Origin of the sequence: Streptomyces sp. R-74717, from assembly GCF_047305335.1 — a bacterium.
Lineage (GTDB): Bacteria > Actinomycetota > Actinomycetes > Streptomycetales > Streptomycetaceae > Streptomyces > Streptomyces atratus.
Genome location: NZ_CP102361.1, coordinates 2,398,136 through 2,413,241, shown reverse-complemented (window position 1 = coordinate 2,413,241; position 15,106 = coordinate 2,398,136). Strand labels below are relative to the sequence as shown.

14 protein-coding genes and 1 pseudogene are annotated in these 15,106 nt (G+C 68.2%); 7 read left to right on the top strand and 8 right to left on the bottom strand.

Annotated elements, in window-relative coordinates:
- Positions 1-7: 7 nt before the first annotated feature.
- Positions 8-310: pseudogene (locus NRF20_RS10895) on the top strand (site-specific integrase); the annotation flags it as partial.
- Positions 311-722: 412 nt separating this feature from the next.
- On the opposite strand, the gene NRF20_RS10890 reads toward NRF20_RS10895, so the two are convergent.
- Positions 723-1,934 (bottom strand): Gfo/Idh/MocA family protein, encoded by a 1,212-nt coding sequence (locus tag NRF20_RS10890; RefSeq protein WP_413752487.1) that lies wholly within the window; start codon positions 1,932-1,934, stop codon positions 723-725.
- A 175-nt stretch (positions 1,935-2,109) separates the two neighbouring features.
- Between NRF20_RS10890 and NRF20_RS10885 the strand changes: the two genes are divergently transcribed.
- Both NRF20_RS10885 and NRF20_RS10880 read left to right on the top strand, forming a co-directional pair.
- Complete coding sequence (locus NRF20_RS10885; RefSeq protein WP_413752486.1) at positions 2,110-2,901, top strand: helix-turn-helix domain-containing protein; 792 nt, start codon at positions 2,110-2,112, stop codon at positions 2,899-2,901.
- Positions 2,902-3,263: 362 nt separating this feature from the next.
- Entirely contained in the window at positions 3,264-4,430 is a 1,167-nt protein-coding gene (locus NRF20_RS10880; RefSeq protein WP_398629846.1) for an IS630 family transposase, read from the top strand.
- 18 nt (positions 4,431-4,448) lie between these two features.
- Here NRF20_RS10880 and NRF20_RS10875 read toward each other — a convergent pair whose 3' ends face one another.
- Together NRF20_RS10875 and NRF20_RS10870 are read right to left on the bottom strand one after the other, a co-directional pair.
- Positions 4,449-5,093: a LuxR C-terminal-related transcriptional regulator gene (locus NRF20_RS10875; protein ID WP_189275635.1), complete on the bottom strand. Its 645-nt coding sequence runs from the start codon at positions 5,091-5,093 to the stop codon at positions 4,449-4,451.
- Positions 5,081-6,235 carry a histidine kinase gene (locus tag NRF20_RS10870; RefSeq protein WP_398629847.1) on the bottom strand — a complete coding sequence of 385 codons (1,155 nt, stop codon included), beginning with the start codon at positions 6,233-6,235 and terminating at the stop codon, positions 5,081-5,083. Before NRF20_RS10870 ends, NRF20_RS10875 begins: the two co-directional genes overlap by 13 nt.
- Positions 6,236-6,348: 113 nt before the next feature.
- On the opposite strand from NRF20_RS10870, the gene NRF20_RS10865 reads away from it, so the two are divergent.
- A complete protein-coding gene (locus tag NRF20_RS10865; RefSeq protein ID WP_413752485.1) occupies positions 6,349-7,581 on the top strand; it encodes a serine hydrolase domain-containing protein in 1,233 nt (410 codons plus the stop codon).
- Positions 7,582-7,987: 406 nt separating this feature from the next.
- On the opposite strand, the gene NRF20_RS10860 is transcribed toward NRF20_RS10865, so the two are convergent.
- Complete coding sequence (locus NRF20_RS10860) at positions 7,988-8,353, bottom strand: hypothetical protein (protein ID WP_413752484.1); 366 nt, start codon at positions 8,351-8,353, stop codon at positions 7,988-7,990.
- Between the two features lie 284 nt (positions 8,354-8,637).
- On the opposite strand from NRF20_RS10860, the gene NRF20_RS10855 reads away from it, so the two are divergent.
- On the top strand, positions 8,638-9,381 hold the full coding sequence (locus NRF20_RS10855) for an SDR family NAD(P)-dependent oxidoreductase (protein ID WP_413752483.1): 744 nt from the start codon (positions 8,638-8,640) through the stop codon (positions 9,379-9,381).
- Between the two features lie 194 nt (positions 9,382-9,575).
- Here NRF20_RS10855 and NRF20_RS10850 read toward each other — a convergent pair whose 3' ends face one another.
- Both NRF20_RS10850 and NRF20_RS10845 read right to left on the bottom strand, forming a co-directional pair.
- A complete protein-coding gene (locus NRF20_RS10850) occupies positions 9,576-10,562 on the bottom strand; it encodes an LLM class flavin-dependent oxidoreductase (RefSeq protein WP_413752482.1) in 987 nt (328 codons plus the stop codon).
- A gap of 193 nt (positions 10,563-10,755) precedes the next feature.
- Positions 10,756-11,484, bottom strand: a complete 729-nt coding sequence (locus NRF20_RS10845; protein WP_413754557.1) for a glucose 1-dehydrogenase — start codon at positions 11,482-11,484, stop codon at positions 10,756-10,758.
- 445 nt (positions 11,485-11,929) lie between these two features.
- On the opposite strand from NRF20_RS10845, the gene NRF20_RS10840 reads away from it, so the two are divergent.
- Positions 11,930-12,754 (top strand): LLM class F420-dependent oxidoreductase, encoded by an 825-nt coding sequence (locus tag NRF20_RS10840; RefSeq protein WP_398629852.1) that lies wholly within the window; start codon positions 11,930-11,932, stop codon positions 12,752-12,754.
- Between the two features lie 79 nt (positions 12,755-12,833).
- Positions 12,834-13,262 (top strand): TIGR03668 family PPOX class F420-dependent oxidoreductase, encoded by a 429-nt coding sequence (locus tag NRF20_RS10835; RefSeq protein WP_413752481.1) that lies wholly within the window; start codon positions 12,834-12,836, stop codon positions 13,260-13,262.
- A 176-nt stretch (positions 13,263-13,438) separates the two neighbouring features.
- Here the strand turns inward: NRF20_RS10835 and NRF20_RS10830 are convergent, their stop codons facing one another.
- Both NRF20_RS10830 and NRF20_RS10825 read right to left on the bottom strand, forming a co-directional pair.
- Complete coding sequence (locus NRF20_RS10830; RefSeq protein ID WP_398629854.1) at positions 13,439-14,074, bottom strand: SGNH/GDSL hydrolase family protein; 636 nt, start codon at positions 14,072-14,074, stop codon at positions 13,439-13,441.
- A gap of 90 nt (positions 14,075-14,164) precedes the next feature.
- On the bottom strand, positions 14,165-14,938 hold the full coding sequence (locus NRF20_RS10825) for a sugar phosphate isomerase/epimerase family protein (RefSeq protein WP_398629855.1): 774 nt from the start codon (positions 14,936-14,938) through the stop codon (positions 14,165-14,167).
- Positions 14,939-15,106 lie beyond the last annotated feature (168 nt).

Sequence of the window (15,106 nt, the reverse complement as noted above, 5' to 3'; positions counted from 1 at the left end):
AACCCGGGCCTGGCAGGACACCGGCAAGGTGTTCACACGGGAGGACGGATTCCGGCTCCACCCCGAGACCGTCTCGGAGACCTTCCGCTGCATCCTCGCGCGGACCGACCTTCCGCCCATCACCCTGCGGGACCTGCGGCACGTCTCCGCGACCCTCACCCACGGCGGTGGTGGCGACCTCCCCACGATCAAGGAGACGCTGCGGCACTCCACGATCACGCTGACGTCGGACACGTACACGAGCCTGCAGCCTGAGGTCGACAGAGCCGCAGCTGAAGCGGCCGCCAACCTGGTGCCACGTGCCCGTAAGGTCGCCCTCCGTAGCGGCTGCTGCCGGACCGTCCGCTCACGCACGAGGCCGGGAACGATGGAGCGCCCCGACCGGCTGAAACCGGTCGAGGCGCTCCGTAGCAGGTCAGATGGAGATCCCCTGCCTGCCAGCAGTGGGCCGTGTGGGACTCGAACCCACAACCAACGGAAAGGTCCCGGCCGGATCCTGCCGGGACTTCCGTTGATTGAGCAGCCCATCCAGAAACACCTGGTCAGAGGTCGACCTCTTGACGACCGGTCCAGGCCGAGGTGCCTCGTGCCGGCACGTCCGCTCACGCATCGCTCACGCACGGGAGGTCTTCTGACCTGGGCATCCGCCTCGTTGATCTCGGCTCAGCGGGCCTGCCCGGACGGACCCTCGGCATTGGCCGATCGGCTATGTGCCTGCAAGATCAATCATCCAGCCGGCCTGCGCCCGGAGCGTTACCGAAGTTGGGTATCTCCAGTCGGTTGCCTCCGTGCAGGGCGGATTGGTGAGCGACGATCCCGGGCAGGGTGTAGCGGGCCGCGGTCCAGGCATTGACCGGGGGCAGTGTCCCGGTAGTAACGGCCGTCACGAAGTCGTCGGCAAGGAACTGGTGGCTGCCCTCGTGGCCGTTGGGGGCGTGGGCGAACTGGTGGGGGAGCCGGGAGCGGTCGTGGACCGGTGCCGTGCCGGAGGCGAAGGCGTCGCGCAAGGCGGGGGCGAGATGGGCCAGTGAGGGGTCGTCCGGGGCGAGCGTGGGCCTTGGGTGCAGGTGGTCGGTGACGTCTTCGACGCCTTTCTTGTCCTGCCAGAGGCTGACGGTTGCGAGCTGTTCGAAGCTGCCTTCGGTTCCGAAGAAGCGGAACCTGGATTCCCGGATGTGGGAGGGGTATCCGACCCTGCGGAACTCGTTGATCCGGAACGAGCCGCCGTCGGCTACTTCGAACAGTGCGGTGGCGTTGGAGATGTCGTTGTCGAACTGGCTGAGCTCGCGGTCGAACACTCCGTCCTTGCGGTCGTCGACGACACCGATCGCGCTGACGCTCGTGGCGTGGGTCTGCCAGGCTCCCAGGACCCCGCCGATGGAGTGGGTCGGGTACAGCAGCGGCGGATAGCTCGCGGTGGCCTTCCAGTTCTCGCCGCCGCTGTACTGGTATGCCTCGTAGAAGCCGAGGTCCATGTCGTGGATGTAGTCGCCCTCGGCATGGAACAGCCGGCCGAAGGCGCCCTTGGCGACCTGCTCGCGGGCGTAGACGGTTGCCGGGTTGTAGTGGCTGGTCTCGCCCATCATGTACGTCAGCCCGGTCTCCCGGACCGCTTCGATGATGGCCGCGATCTCCTGTTCGGACACGGCCATCGGCACAGCCGAGTACACGTGCTTGCCTGTGCGTAGTGCCTGGACGGCGAGCGATCCGTGCGTCCAGCGCTGAGTGAAGATCGCGACTGCGTCGATGTCCGAGTCGAGCATTGCCTCGTACGACGGAAGGGTTCCGGCGAGGTCGTAGTCGGCGGCCAGGCGTGCGGCTCGCTCCGGCAACAGGTCGGTTGCCACGATGTCGCCCACGCCAGGGTGCAGTCGCCAGAGCTTGGCGAACGACCCGGCGAACTGGCCTGCTCCGACGATACCCAGAGAGAACACAGAAGACTCCTTACCCGCGGACTACTCGCGCGGCATCACAGATTGACCCGGCACCCGACGGCTGCCGGTGCGACACAGAATGCGACGATAGGCGCCTAGGAACCGTGAAGTCTTCATCGATGAGAGCGGGAATTTCTTGGATCCTCAGGTCGAACCGTCGGGACCCATCGGCTGGATGGGCCAACCCCTGCTGATGAACGCCGCCCATCAGCACGACGACTTGGAGATCAACCTCGTGGCCGAGGGCGGCACGATGCTCTATCTGTTCGGCGGCGTGCCGGTCGAGGTCGGCCCCGGCAGCGTGGCCGCGTTCTGGGCCGCCGTGCCCCACCAACTCGTCGCGAACTCGGCAACCCGTGTCCACTGGGTCCATGTGCCATTTGCGGCTTTCATGCGCTGGGGACTGCCTGACTCGCTGGTCAGCCGTCTACTGTCCGGCACGCCAATGGTCTCCTCGCCATCGGCTGCAGTGGCGACCGATCCGGCGACCTTCGCCCAGTGGGCCATCGACCTGGCCAGCGGCCAGGCCGAACAACACCGGATCGCCATGCTCGAACTCGAGGCCCGGGTTCGCCGCCTTGCCTTGGCCACGCTCGGGGAACCGGTACGCCAGTTCACCGGAGGCGACCCTGCGCTGCGCCAGGTCGTCGCCATGGTGCGACACATCGCCGAACACTTCCGTGAACCACTCCCTGTTGCCGAGATCGCCGCGGCAGCAGGGCTGCACCCTACCTACGCGATGACTCAGTTCCGTAAGGTCGTGCGCACCACAGTGGGTGACTACGTCATGCGCTGCCGTCTGGCCGAAGCCCGACGGCTGCTCGTCACCACCGATCTGCCGATCGGCCAGGTGGCTTCGGCATCCGGTTTCGGATCTGTGAGCCGGTTCTACAGCGCCTTCTCCAACGAGTGTGGCGGACCACCGGCCAGATTCCGGCGCGAGCACCTGAACAGTGGGTTGGGATGAGCCACCCACCGGCCACCGTGATGCTCAGCCCCGTCGACCGCGTGCTTCGCACGGCGGGACAGCGGTGATCTGCGGAATACAGCAGTTCCAGCTCAGCGAACCGTTGCCTTCATTGTCGCGGCGGCCTGCGGCGCGTCAGCGGGTCGGGCGGGTCGTTGGGCGAACGCCCCACGGTGGCGGACGTGCAGCCTCGTCAGCTGTGGCCAGGTGGTGCGGGCGTGTTCGCCAAGGCATTGCTCGAGCGAGAGCCTGGTGGGCTCCGGGGGTGTGGGCATGACGGCCATCCTGCCCGAGGGGCCGGGGACCGGACACGGCAGGCTACGGCCTGTTGTGATCCACTTCTGTCGATCGACCCTCGCCTCATGCCCGTTGCCACCGCACTCCCGATAGCTCCGACCGCCGCCGAGCGTAAGCGGCTGAAGAAGATGGCCTACGGCCACAAGACCGAGCACCGGCTGCGGATGCGCGCACAGGTCGTGCTGCACGCGGTGCGGGGACGCTCCAATGCGCGCATCGCCCGCGAGACGGGCCTGCACCTGGACACCGTGCGCACCTGGCGGGGCCGGTTCGCCGAGGGCGGCCTTGCCGGCCTCGCCGACCGCAAGCGCTCCGGGCGCCCGCCCGCATTCACCGCCTTACAGGCCGCCCAGGTCAAGGCGATGGCCTGCCAGTTGCCTGCCGAGACCGGAGTACCCCTGTCCCGCTGGTCGTGCCCAGAACTCGCCCGCGAGGCCATGCAACGGGGCATCGCCACCTTCGTGTCGGCCTCCACCGTGCGCCGTTGGCTTGGCCAGGACGCGCTCAAGCCCTGGCAGTACCGCTCCTGGATCTTCATCACCGACCCGGACTTCCGCCCCAAGGCCGAACGCGTCCTGGACCTGTACGCCCGCACCTGGCAGGGCAAACCGCTCGGCGATGACGAGGACGTCATCAGCGCGGACGAGAAGACCTCCATCCAGGCCCGCTGCCGCTGCCACCCCACGCTCGCCCCCGGGCAGGCCCGCGCCATGCGCGTGAACCACACCTACGGCCGCGGCGGCGCCTTGGCCTACCTGGCGGCCTACGACGTCCACCACGCCCGAGTCTTCGGCTGCTGCGAACCCACCACCGGAATCGTGCCGTTCATGAACCTGGTCGAACAGGTCATGACCCAAGAGCCCTACGCCAGCGCCAAACGCGTCTTCTGGATCGTCGACAACGGCTCCTCCCATCGCGGGCACGAGGCCGCCGGCCGGCTGACTGCGGCGTTCCCGAATGCGGTCATGGTGCACACCCCCGTGCACGCCTCCTGGTTGAACCAGGTGGAGATCTACTTCTCCGTCGTGCAGCGCAAAGTTGTGTCACCCAACGACTTCCCCGGCCTGGCCCAGGTCGGGGACCGACTCCGAGCCTTCGAAGACCGCTACAACGCCACGGCACAGCCATTCCAGTGGAAGTTCACCACCTCCGACCTGGACGATCTGCTGACCAGGCTCGACCGGCGCACCGCCGACCACCAGGAAGAATCCTCCGTCGCACTGGCAACATGATCGGACCAGACCACTTAGTTAGTGGCGGCTGAGATAGGTGAGGACTGCGAGGACGCGGCGGTGGCCGCTGTCGGCCGGTGAGAGGCCGAGCTTGGCGAAGATGTTGCCGATGTGTTTGTGGACGGCGTTCTCGGTGATGACGAGCCGGGCCGCGACCGTGGCGTTGTCCTTTCCTTCGGCCATCAGGGCGAGAACTTCGCGTTCGCGTGGCGTGAGGGCGGCAATCGGGTCGCGGGCGTGACGGGTGAGGAGCTGCCCGATCACCTCGGGGTCCATGACGGTACCGCCGGCGGCGACCCGCCGCAGCGCGTCGATGAACTCGCTCACCCGGCTCACCCGGTCCTTGAGAAGGTAGCCGACGCCGCCGCGTCCATCGGAGATCAGCTCGCCGGCGTACTGCTGCTCGACGTATTGGGAGAGGACGAGCACGGGCAGGCCGGGGTGCTGGCGACGGGCGTGGATGGCGGCGTGGATGCCCTCGTCGCGGAAGGTCGGCGGTAGCCGTACGTCGACGATGGTGACGTCCGGTCGGTGTTCGGTGACGGCAGCGACGAAGCCGGGGGCGTCCTGGGTGATCGCGGCGACATGAAAGCCCTTGGCGGTCAGCAGGAGTTCCAGCCCATTGGACAGCAGGACGTTGTCCTCGGCGATCACGACCCGCACGCCAGCCTCACAGTGATCGTGGTCGGGCCACCGCTGGGGCTGTGGATGTGGACTGTGCCGTCGAGCGCCAGGACACGGTGGCGGATTCCGGCGATGCCGGTACCCAGCGTCTCGTCGGCGCCGCCGACTCCGTCGTCGGTGACCTCGATCGACAGCCGGTCACCTTCGCTTGCGACGCGGACGGTGGTCCGGGTGGCGTGGCTGTGCTTGGCAACGTTGGTGAGCGCCTCGGCGATCGTGAAGTAGGCCACGGCCTCGACCGCGGCGGGGATCGTGCCGAGGTCGCCGATATCGAGGGTGGTGTCGATCGCCGATCGGGTCCCCAGCGCGGCCAGCGCCCCGGCGAGGCCGCGATCGGCGAGGATCGGCGGGTAGATCGTCCGGATCACCGCACGAAGCTCCACCATGGCCTCCTCGGTACTCTCATGCGCTTCCTCCAAGAGTCTGGCCACCGTCTGGGGGTCCTCGCTCAGCGACTCACGGGCCACGCCCAGCCGCATCGCGATGGCCACCAGCCGGGCCTGGGTGCCGTCGTGCAGGTCACGTTCGATCCGGCGGAGTTCCGCGCCGTGCGCGTTCATGGCGTCGGCCCGCGTCTCGGTCAGCGTCTCCACACGCTGCGCCAGCCTCTCGGCGGCCGAGGGGGACAGCAACGCAACACAGATCCGGGCGTGTAGGCGCGCCAGCAGTGGAACCAGCCAGTAGGTCAGGGCCGCGAAGATGACGACTTGCGCGGTCCCCAGGGTCAAGGCCGTGCCCCACCCGGACAGTGGAACACCGGCGGCGAAGCCGCCCGCGCGGGTGCCGGCGGGCAACGCCCACCACAAGGGCACCGTGATGGCCGTGGCCACCGCGTTACCTGCGCACAGCACCACGACGAGCCCGAACGCCAGACTGGTCACCATGCATGTGCACAGCCACCCGAGAACACGCCACGTACCGACACGGACGGGACCAGAACGCGGAGAGAGCAGCAGCCGGTCGGCGCGGCGACGATGCCAGGACGCCCAGGCGCGAGCCATCATCGGGACGATGAGTACGGGCAGCGTGAACAGGGCGACCGCAGCGGTGAACAGGCTTCCCAGTAGATAACCCAGACCGCGCCACATCGCCGAAAGTCGACTGGCCCCATGGTGGTTCATTCGCACAAGTCTGAGCCATGGCGACCGAGCCTGGCACTACAGCCCACTACCCCTTTTTCTCACGGGTGAGCGGTACCGTCTGCTCACCTCAGCCAGACCTAGTGTCAACGCCCATGAAGAGTTCACCGATTCGTACACCGCGGCGGCGCGGCCGATCCATCCGACGGAACCTGACGCTGGCCGCCATCGTGGCCGGAACCCTTTCCACCAGTGTGCCCGGCGCAATAGCCACCCAACAGCAGGACGACCGAATCCAGCTCCAGATCCAGAACGACGCCGATGCGCTCACCGCACTCGGCGTGACAGGAGTGCAGGCCCGCCTGGTCACCTCCGACGGCCGGAACCTGACCGCCACGAGCGGCGTCGCCGACCTGACGGACCGTCGACCGGTGCCTCAGGATGGTCACTTCCGGATGGCCAGCGTCACCAAGACGTTCGTGGCGACCGTGATCCTGCAACTCACCGGCGACCACAGTCTCTCCCTGGACGACTCGGTCGAACGATGGTTGCCCGGTGTGGTCTCCGGAAACGGCAATGACGGTCGCGCGATCACCATCCGCCAACTGCTTCAGCACACCAGCGGCATCCACGACGACTACCCGGACTACACCTCGGCGGAGGACTTCTACCAGCACCGGTACGACACCTACACACCCGAGCAGACCGTCGCCCGGGCGATGCGCCACCGCCCGGACTTCCGGCCCGGCAAGCACTGGCGTTACGGCAACACCGGTTACGTCCTGCTCGGCCTGATCATCGAGCGGGTCACCGGGCACCCCTGGCATGAGGAGGTAAGGGATCGGATCGTCCGGCCGCTCGGCCTCGATCACACCTTCTGGCCAGGTACTTCACCCACACTGCCCCAGCCACATGCCGAGACCTATCAGAGGTTCAAGGCCGACGAGCCGCTCGTGGACGTCACCGAGCAGGTCGGCTCGGGCACCAATGGAGAGGCCGGGCTCGTCTCCACCACCGCCGATCTCAACCGATTCTTCCGCGCCCTGCTCAGCGGCCGACTCCTGCCACCGGCACAGCTGACGCACATGAAACGGACCATCCGGGTCAGCAAGGAGTTCAAGCAGTTCATGCCGGGCGCCCGTGACGGGCTAGGGCTCTTCTCACGCCCGCTGTCCTGCGGCGGGGTGTACTGGGGCCACGAGGGCGGCGACTCCGGCTGGATCAGCGCCGCCGGCGTCACCGCCGATGGCCGGCGCAGCGTCACGGTCTCGTTGTCGGGCGTCCACACCGATTCCGCGGACGACGTCCTGCGCGTGGAACAGGCCGAGAGCAAGCTGGTCGACGACGCCCTGTGCACGACTCCGAACGCCGACCGTCAGCGGCGTTGAGGTCCTCCGCATGGAGTGGGTACGGGACATCTGCGCGGCGCACGGTCCGGAATCAGGAGGGCCGGGCGGCGACGGCGGCGGCGTACGCACTCCCGCAGCGGATCCGGCGTCATCTTGACTACATCGCCCGGCTGGTCGATAGATGCAACACCGGCTCCGGAGTCAACCCCCGAAGGACTTCCGGAGCCAACCACTAAGCCGCGATGCACCGACGCGGATGCGGGGCCGGCGCCGGTGGTGCGTCTGGCAGAGCAGGCGCGGCTGCTGCAACTGACCGGCCGGGCGATCACCCCCTGTGCCGCAACGACCGACGGTTCGCCAAACCGCAGCACAAGTCCGTAGAAGCTCACTTGCGACGTCCGTCGCCTGGACCGGGGGTCGGCGATCGCGGTCGACGCGGGCTTGCTCAGTCCGGGATGGCGGCGTCGACCTGGGCGGCGGCTACGGTGCGAGCCGCTGTTTCGGCGCTGGGGTCGCGGTCCAGCCAGGCGCTGACTCCGGCGCCGTTGTAGAGCAGTACCAGCTGTTCGGCGAGTGATTTCGCGTCCTTCGCACCTGCCTGCCGGGCGAGGCCGAAGGAGAGGTCGTGCAGCCAGGTGCGGTAGTGGTTCGCGGCCTGTTCGACGACACCGCCGGGCGGGACGTCGGCGCTCGCGCTGATGAACGCGCAGCCACGGAACCCCGGCTCGGTGAACGACAGCCCCTGCACCTCGAACGCGCCGACCAGGCGCTCCTTCGGGGTGTCGTAACGCGCTTCGAGCTCGTGTGACATGCGCTCGGCGGTCGCGGCATGCCGTGCCTGGAGGTAGGCCCGGACCAGGCCGTCCTTGCTGCCGAACGCGCTGTACAGCGTTGCCTTCGCGACTCCGGCGTGCGCGATGACTCGGCCGATCCCGACCGACTGGACTCCTCGGCGTAGAACAGCTCGCTGGCGGCGGCCGGCAACCGCGCCCGCGCTGCCGTGCTGCGTGCCTGCGGCATCTGGACAGGTCTGTCTAGATTGGAAGTGTTATCGGACATTCCGGTCTGGAGAACAATTCGGAAAGGCGCATCCCCATGTCTGTGGAGCACGCGAACCCCGACCTGCACCCCATTACTGCCCTGGTCACCGGGGCCACGTCCGGCATCGGCCGGGCGGTCGCCAAGAGGCTCGCCGCCGACGGAATGTCCGTCGTCGTGGCCGGCCGCAACGCCCAGCGCGGCGCCGAGACCGTCAACGAGATCACCGCGGCCGGCGGCCACGCGCGGTTTGTCGAGGCGGACCTTGAGGACCCGGCCGGCATCGACCGGCTCGCCTCGGAGGTCGGCGAGATCGACGTCCTGGTCAACAACGCCGGGCGAGCCGTCTGGGCACCGACTGAGGAGATGAAGCTCTCCGACTACGACGCGATGTTCTCCGGCAACGTCCGCGCACCGTTCTTCCTCGTGGCGGCCTTCGCCCCGGCCATGGCGGCGAAGGGATCGGGCAGCGTGATCAACATCGGCAGCATGGCCGGCAGCCTCGGCCTGGCCAACGGCGCCGCGTACGGTGCGACCAAGGCCGCGCTGGCGTCACTGACGCGAGGCTGGACGGCCGAGTACAGCGGCCGCGGCATCCGCTTCAACACCGTCGCCCCCGGCCCCGTCTACACCCGGCCCGAGGCACGCGACCTGTTCGACGCAATCGCCGAGACCACCGCGATGAAGCGGGCTGCCGAACCCGCCGAGATCGCCGAAGTCGTCGCATTCCTCGCCTCGCCGAAGGCCGGCTACGTCACCGGCGCGACCGTCGCCGTCGACGGCGGCCGCACCGCCATCTGAGCCCGCCGGCTCTGAGACTCGCCCACTTCTGGGTCGAGGCGCTCCAGCCCTGCCTTCGAGGCCGACGCGCAGCGGCTGGGCGCGCTCGGCGCGTCCCGGATCCGCGATGTCGCCCAGGGGCCGGCTCGCTCAACCAGAGGCTTCGATCTGCGGAGGGCTGCCGTGCACGCCGCGCACGAGGTGCGCGTCGGTCCCTATACGTCGCGGGCGATGGCGATGAATCGTTCGAGCTCGCCGGGGATGTCGGGGCCGGTGGGCTGGTAGGAGATCTCGGTGATGCCGTCTCGGGCGTAGGCGCTGAGCCTGTCGCGGATGCGGTCGGGGGTTCCGGTGACGGTGGTGGAGGTGATGGCCTGCCAGCTTCCCGCGTTCCAGGCAGCGGTGTCGGCCGCGTTGAGGTCGGTGAGGTGCTGGTCGTGTACGGCCAAGTGGCGTTGGGCTCGGGGATGGGCGGTGATGGCGTCGAGCCAGACTTGTCCGCCGGGCAGGGCGGTGGGGTCGCCGCCGAATTCGTAGGCGGCGTGGTAGGCCAGAGCGTTGCCGGGTCCGGCGGCGGCGCGGACGCGCGGGGAGTCGAGTGGTTCGTCCTCGCCCAGGACGGTGCCGTGGATGCCCAGCGCGGCCCAGGTGAACTCGTGGGCGTGGGCGGTCTCGCCGTTGACGCTGAAGAGGCCGTCCGCGATCTCGCGGGTGACAGCGAGACCTTTGGGGCCGAGCGCGGAGAGCAGTACCGGAATGTCGATGGGGCGCTGCGGTGCGTTCGCGCCGGGATGCATCATGCGCATGGGGGCGCCGTCCCATTCCACGGTCTCACCGCGCAGCAGACCGCGTACCGTTCGGACGTAGGCGCTGAGATAGGACCAAGTGGCCGCGGGTGCGCCGAGGGCGCGCGTGCCGTTGAAGCCGGTGCCGAAGGCAAGGGCCACGCGGCCGGGTGCGAGGGCGGCGAGAGTGGCGGCGCCGGAGGCGTTGACCATCGGATGGCGCAGTGTCGGGACGAGGACACCGGGGGCGAGGCCGATGCGGTGGGTGCGTTCGGCGGCCAGCGCCAGCATCGCCCACACGTCGGGACTTTGGGCGGGTGTGTCGTAGAGCCAGGCGCGGTGGTAGCCCAACTGATCCGCGACGGCGATGTGTTCGGGTGAGTGCAGGGATGTGGCGAACTGACAGGAGATGTCCATCGGTCAGGCTCCTTGGGCAGGAAGGAAATTCCTCACCTCGCAGGCTCAAGCCTTCGGGGCTCCGAGCTGGACGGGGTGATCAATCGGCACGTGCGGCGTCAGCGGAGTGGGGCTGATCTGAATGCTCTCTGTCCGCGGGTGGTCACGACGGGCCCACGAACTGAACGACATTGTCAGATGCGCCGTTGCGCTATCAGATTTGCGCTCTGCCGCCATCAACGAATAGTTCGATTCCCGTGACGAAGCTGGAGTCGTCCGAGGCCAGGAAAAGAGCCGCCTTGGCAACTTCGTCGGGCTCCCCCATGCGGCCCATCGGAATGGTGGACGCAATCCTCTCGATGGCGTCCTGGGGTTGCGCCGCCACAAGCGGCGTCTCGATCGGACCAGGGCTGAGGACGTTGGACCGGATATGGCGATCCTTCAGTTCTACCGTCCATCCTCGAACGAAATTCCGGATGGCAGCCTTGCTGGCGCCGTAGACCGAGAACTCGGGTGTTCCCTTGACGCTTGCAACGGAGCCCGTGAGGATGATGGAGGCACCGTCATTCAATAGCGGTAGGGCCTTTTGTACCGTGAAAAGTGCCCCCTTCACGTTGATGTCGAAAATTTTGTCGAAATGGTCTTCCGTGACGTCTTCCAGTGAAGCGAACTCGGCTAGACCGGCGTTGGCGAAGACGATATCGATTCGCCCCTTCGCCTTGACGGTCTCGTAGAGGCGGTCAAGGTCGGCCAGATCGGCGACGTCACCCTGAACGCCGGATACGTTGCTGCCGATTGCCTGCACGCCCTCATCAAGTTCTTTCTGGCGGCGGCCCGTGATGAAGACATAGGCGCCCTCTCTGACGAACAGTTTTGCTGTGGCCAGCCCGATCCCTGTGGTGCCACCGGTGATGACCGCCGTTTTTCCCTGTAGCTTGCCCATGGCCACTGCTCCCGATAGTGGTGGATACGGATGGTCGGATGGTCCGGGTTCATCCCGGATGAAGCCATCATTATTCGGAAAGATCAGGTCGAGCCGATACATGCACGCCCAATGGTGAATTAAACAGCCAAGCGGCGGTCCGAGCGGTGTTGTCTGCCGCACCTGGTGGCTGAGAAAGTGGCGCCGACCGGCGCGACGAATAGCAGCGCGGGCGCGTCGGCGCATGACCAGGTCGTGAGCATCGCTGGGGGCTTGGCTGTCGGAGCGGACGGTAATCGATGACCTGGACGTTCTGCGTCACGGCGCGAGGTTGCGACCGCGGGCCCGGAACCGTGCTCCGCGATGGTTCTCTCGGGTGGTGATGGGGGCGGGATCACCCGGGGCGGGTAGTCAGGGATCTGTGCCGCCAGTTCCTTTCCCGTACTCGCCCCTTTGAGGAGCCGTCGTGAAATTCGGGGTCTCGACCTTCATCACCGACCAGGGCATCCGCCCGACCTCGCTCGGAACCGCCCTTGAGGAACGTACGTTTGACTCGTTGTTCATTGCCGAGCACAGCCATATCCCCGCGAGCCGTGAGACGCCCTACCCCGGCGGTGGTGAGCTGCCGGAGATCTACTACCGCACCCTTGACCCCTTCGTGGCCCTGACCGCGATCGGTGTGGTGACCGAGCGGCTGCTGCTGGGCACCGGCATCGCGCTGATCCCGCAGCGCGACCCGATCATCACGGCGAAGGAGGTGGCCTCGCTCGATCTGGTCTCCGGTGGCCGTGTGATTCTCGGCGTCGGCGTCGGCTGGAACCGTGAGGAGATGAGGAACCACGGCACCGACCCCTCCACCCGCGGCCGGCTCACCGACGAGCGGCTGCGCGCCATGCGGGAGCTGTGGACCGAGGAGAAGGCCGAGTTCCACGGCGAGTTCGTGAACTTCGATCCGGTCTTCGCCTGGCCCAAGCCCGTGCAGCGCCCCCATCCACCGATCTACGTCGGCGGCGGCGAGGGCGCGTTCCGACGGGTGGCGCAGCTCGGAGACGCGTGGCTGGCCAACAGCATGTCGCCGCAGGAGCTCGGTCCGCAGATCGAGCGGCTGCGCGCACTCGCCGACCGCGAAGTGCCGGTGGCGGTGTACGCGGCTCCCGACGACCCCGAGCAGATCGAGGGCTACATCGGTCTGGGGGTCGAGCGGCTGTTGTTCTACGTACCGACGATGCCGGAACGGGAGACGCTGGAGTACCTGGACCGACTGGCCGAAGTCGCTGCCCGGTACCGCTGAGGCGCCGGAGACCGCTGCGCCTCGGGAGCGGGGCCGATCCGAAAGTCCTTAACCGCTGTGACTGTTGGGAAGAAGTGCGATGCCTGCTCTGACGAATGCTGAGGCACGGGAGCGGTTCGCCGCGGCGCGCATCGCCCACCTTGCGACGGCCGACACGGAGGGCCGCCCGCACCTGGTGCCGGTGGTGTTCGCCGTGGACGGCGACACGGTGGTGCTGGCCGTGGACGACAAACCGAAGCGGACGACGCGGCTGAAACGTCTGGCCAACATCGCCGCCAACCCGTCGGTCTGCCTGCTCACCGACCACTACGAGGAGGACTGGGACTGCCTGTGGTGGGCGCGGGCCGACGGCACGGCCCGCGTGCTCCCGCCACCGGACCGGTCCTCCGAGGCGGCCCGCGGCATCGGCCTGCTCACGGCGAAGTACCGGCAGTACGCCGACCGGCCCCCCGGCGGACCGGTGGTCGAGGTCTCGGTCCTGCGCTGGAGCGGCTGGCGCGCGTCGTGACAGCACGTCGCCGGAGAGTGCGAGCACACTTCGGCCCCTCAAATCCAGGAGGCGGCAGCACTTCGACGTAACGGGCGGACTGCCGGCACCGCCCGCACCGGGCTTTGCCCGGCTGTTCAGTCACGTACACCGTCCCGTCCGGGCCTGCCTGGGGCGTCCTCCGCTGCCGTCGCAGGTCAGGGGCGGACAGAGTCGACCGCGGCGAGCCAGGCATCGGCGATCAGCCTGTGACCGAGGGGACTTGGATGGACCCCGTCCGGGGCCAGCTCCGCTGCCGCCCTCTCCTCCGCGGCGCGGAGCAGGGCGAGGTCCGCACGGACCACCTGGGCTTCGTTGGCCAGCGCGGCGCGAAGCACGGCGTCGGTACGGGGCGACAAGTCCTCGTACCAGTCGTTCTGGTCGGAGGTGACCGGGAGCAGAAAAGGGGTGATGACGACCAGTCGTGCGGACAGTTTGCGCGCGGTGTCCGCGAGGAGGCGGTCGAGGCATGCCTCGAACTCGTCGACCGGGCTGATGATCCCCCGGTCGTAGCGCCGCCAGGTGTCATTGATGCCGATCTTGACCGTGACCACAGTGGGCCGGTGGGAGATGACGTCGGTGGTCCAGCGGGATTCGAGGTCGTACACACGATTGCCGTTGAGGCCCTTGTTGATGACAACAGGGCCGGGTCCGGCGTCCGCCCGGGCGCGCAGGGTCCGCGCGATCTCCTGGACGTAACCGCTGCCGAGCGATGCGGAATGTGTGCGGTCGCGGCCCGCGTCGGTGATGGAGTCACCGATGAACAGGAGTGTGTCCTTCTCGTTGATGCGCATGTCTGCCGTCCTGGCGTCGGGGTGGTGTGGTGGAGTGAGGGCCGCTCGTCAGCAGGTTGTGTACACCAGCAGACCGCCTCCTGTGGTCAACTACGCCGGAGGCCCAGGTCGGTGAGCCACCGCGCGCCGCAGCGTCGCGGCCTCGCGCGCCAGCACGGCGGGATCGTCGCCGGGTACGAACTCCAAGAGCGCATCAAGCTCCAGGCGCCGCTTTTTCAGCAAGTCGAAGACCCCGGCCCACAGGTCCTCACGGTCTGCCAGCCGCAGTCGGCGATTGCCCGGCCACCACGAAAAGACATGCACCGCGCTGACCCGGTCGCCGAGCTCGGCGAGCCCCGCCACCGCCTCGTCGTCGGGAGCGTCGAGCGGCGGCTGCCAGTAAGTGCGGAGATTGTCCGCGCCCACCTCGTCCAGCAGCCGGAGGGTCGAGGCGACGGTGTCGGTGAGGGTCATCGAATGGAACTCCAGCGCGAGCTCCAACCCATGGTCCGCGGCAATCCTGGCCGCCTCCCGGAGGCCGGCCACGGTTCCGCGCCGCTCCTGCGGCGTGGCGGCCCGCGACCCGACTCCGCCCGCCCAGACCCGCACCCGCGGCGCCCCGAGGAGCACCGCGGCACGCGCGACCGCCGGAAATTCGGCCAGTTCGCCCGGGGTGGCGCGGAAGTACGAGCCGTACGAGCAGCAGGCGAGCCCGTACCTGTCGGAAGCGTCACGGGTCGCGCGGACAGTGCCGGGCTCCGCCGGAGGCGCATGCACGTCCGCTCCCCACTCGACCACCTCCAGTCCCGCGTCCGCGGCGCAGCGTGCGACCTCGGCGGCGGGCAGCCGCCGGAAGGTGACCGAGCACAGACCCAGCCTGGTCACGGTGCCACCCGACCCGGTCGATGGACGGCTCGGAACGCGGTACGCCGCGCTACGCCCTGTTGCCTCACGGTCACGTCATTCCCTTTCTGCGGTCGCCTCGCGGCGGCACTTCTGTGGCCCTTCCCGGGGCCGTACGACGGCGGCCGGTGGGCCGGGGCGGCCGATGGG

Bases quoted from the DNA above. Each gene is read 5' to 3' on its own strand.
- NRF20_RS10885 (WP_413752486.1), top strand. From the start codon at position 2,110: ATGGGCCAACCCCTGCTGATGAACGCCGCCCATCAGCACGACGACTTG.
- NRF20_RS10880 (WP_398629846.1), top strand. From the start codon at position 3,264: ATGCCCGTTGCCACCGCACTCCCGATAGCTCCGACCGCCGCCGAGCGT.
- NRF20_RS10870 (WP_398629847.1), bottom strand. From the start codon at position 6,235: ATGAACCACCATGGGGCCAGTCGACTTTCGGCGATGTGGCGCGGTCTG.
- NRF20_RS10865 (WP_413752485.1), top strand. From the start codon at position 6,349: ATGAAGAGTTCACCGATTCGTACACCGCGGCGGCGCGGCCGATCCATC.
- NRF20_RS10860 (WP_413752484.1), bottom strand. From the start codon at position 8,353: ATGTCACACGAGCTCGAAGCGCGTTACGACACCCCGAAGGAGCGCCTG.
- NRF20_RS10855 (WP_413752483.1), top strand. From the start codon at position 8,638: ATGTCTGTGGAGCACGCGAACCCCGACCTGCACCCCATTACTGCCCTG.
- NRF20_RS10850 (WP_413752482.1), bottom strand. From the start codon at position 10,562: ATGGACATCTCCTGTCAGTTCGCCACATCCCTGCACTCACCCGAACAC.
- NRF20_RS10845 (WP_413754557.1), bottom strand. From the start codon at position 11,484: ATGGGCAAGCTACAGGGAAAAACGGCGGTCATCACCGGTGGCACCACA.
- NRF20_RS10835 (WP_413752481.1), top strand. From the start codon at position 12,834: ATGCCTGCTCTGACGAATGCTGAGGCACGGGAGCGGTTCGCCGCGGCG.
- NRF20_RS10830 (WP_398629854.1), bottom strand. From the start codon at position 14,074: ATGCGCATCAACGAGAAGGACACACTCCTGTTCATCGGTGACTCCATC.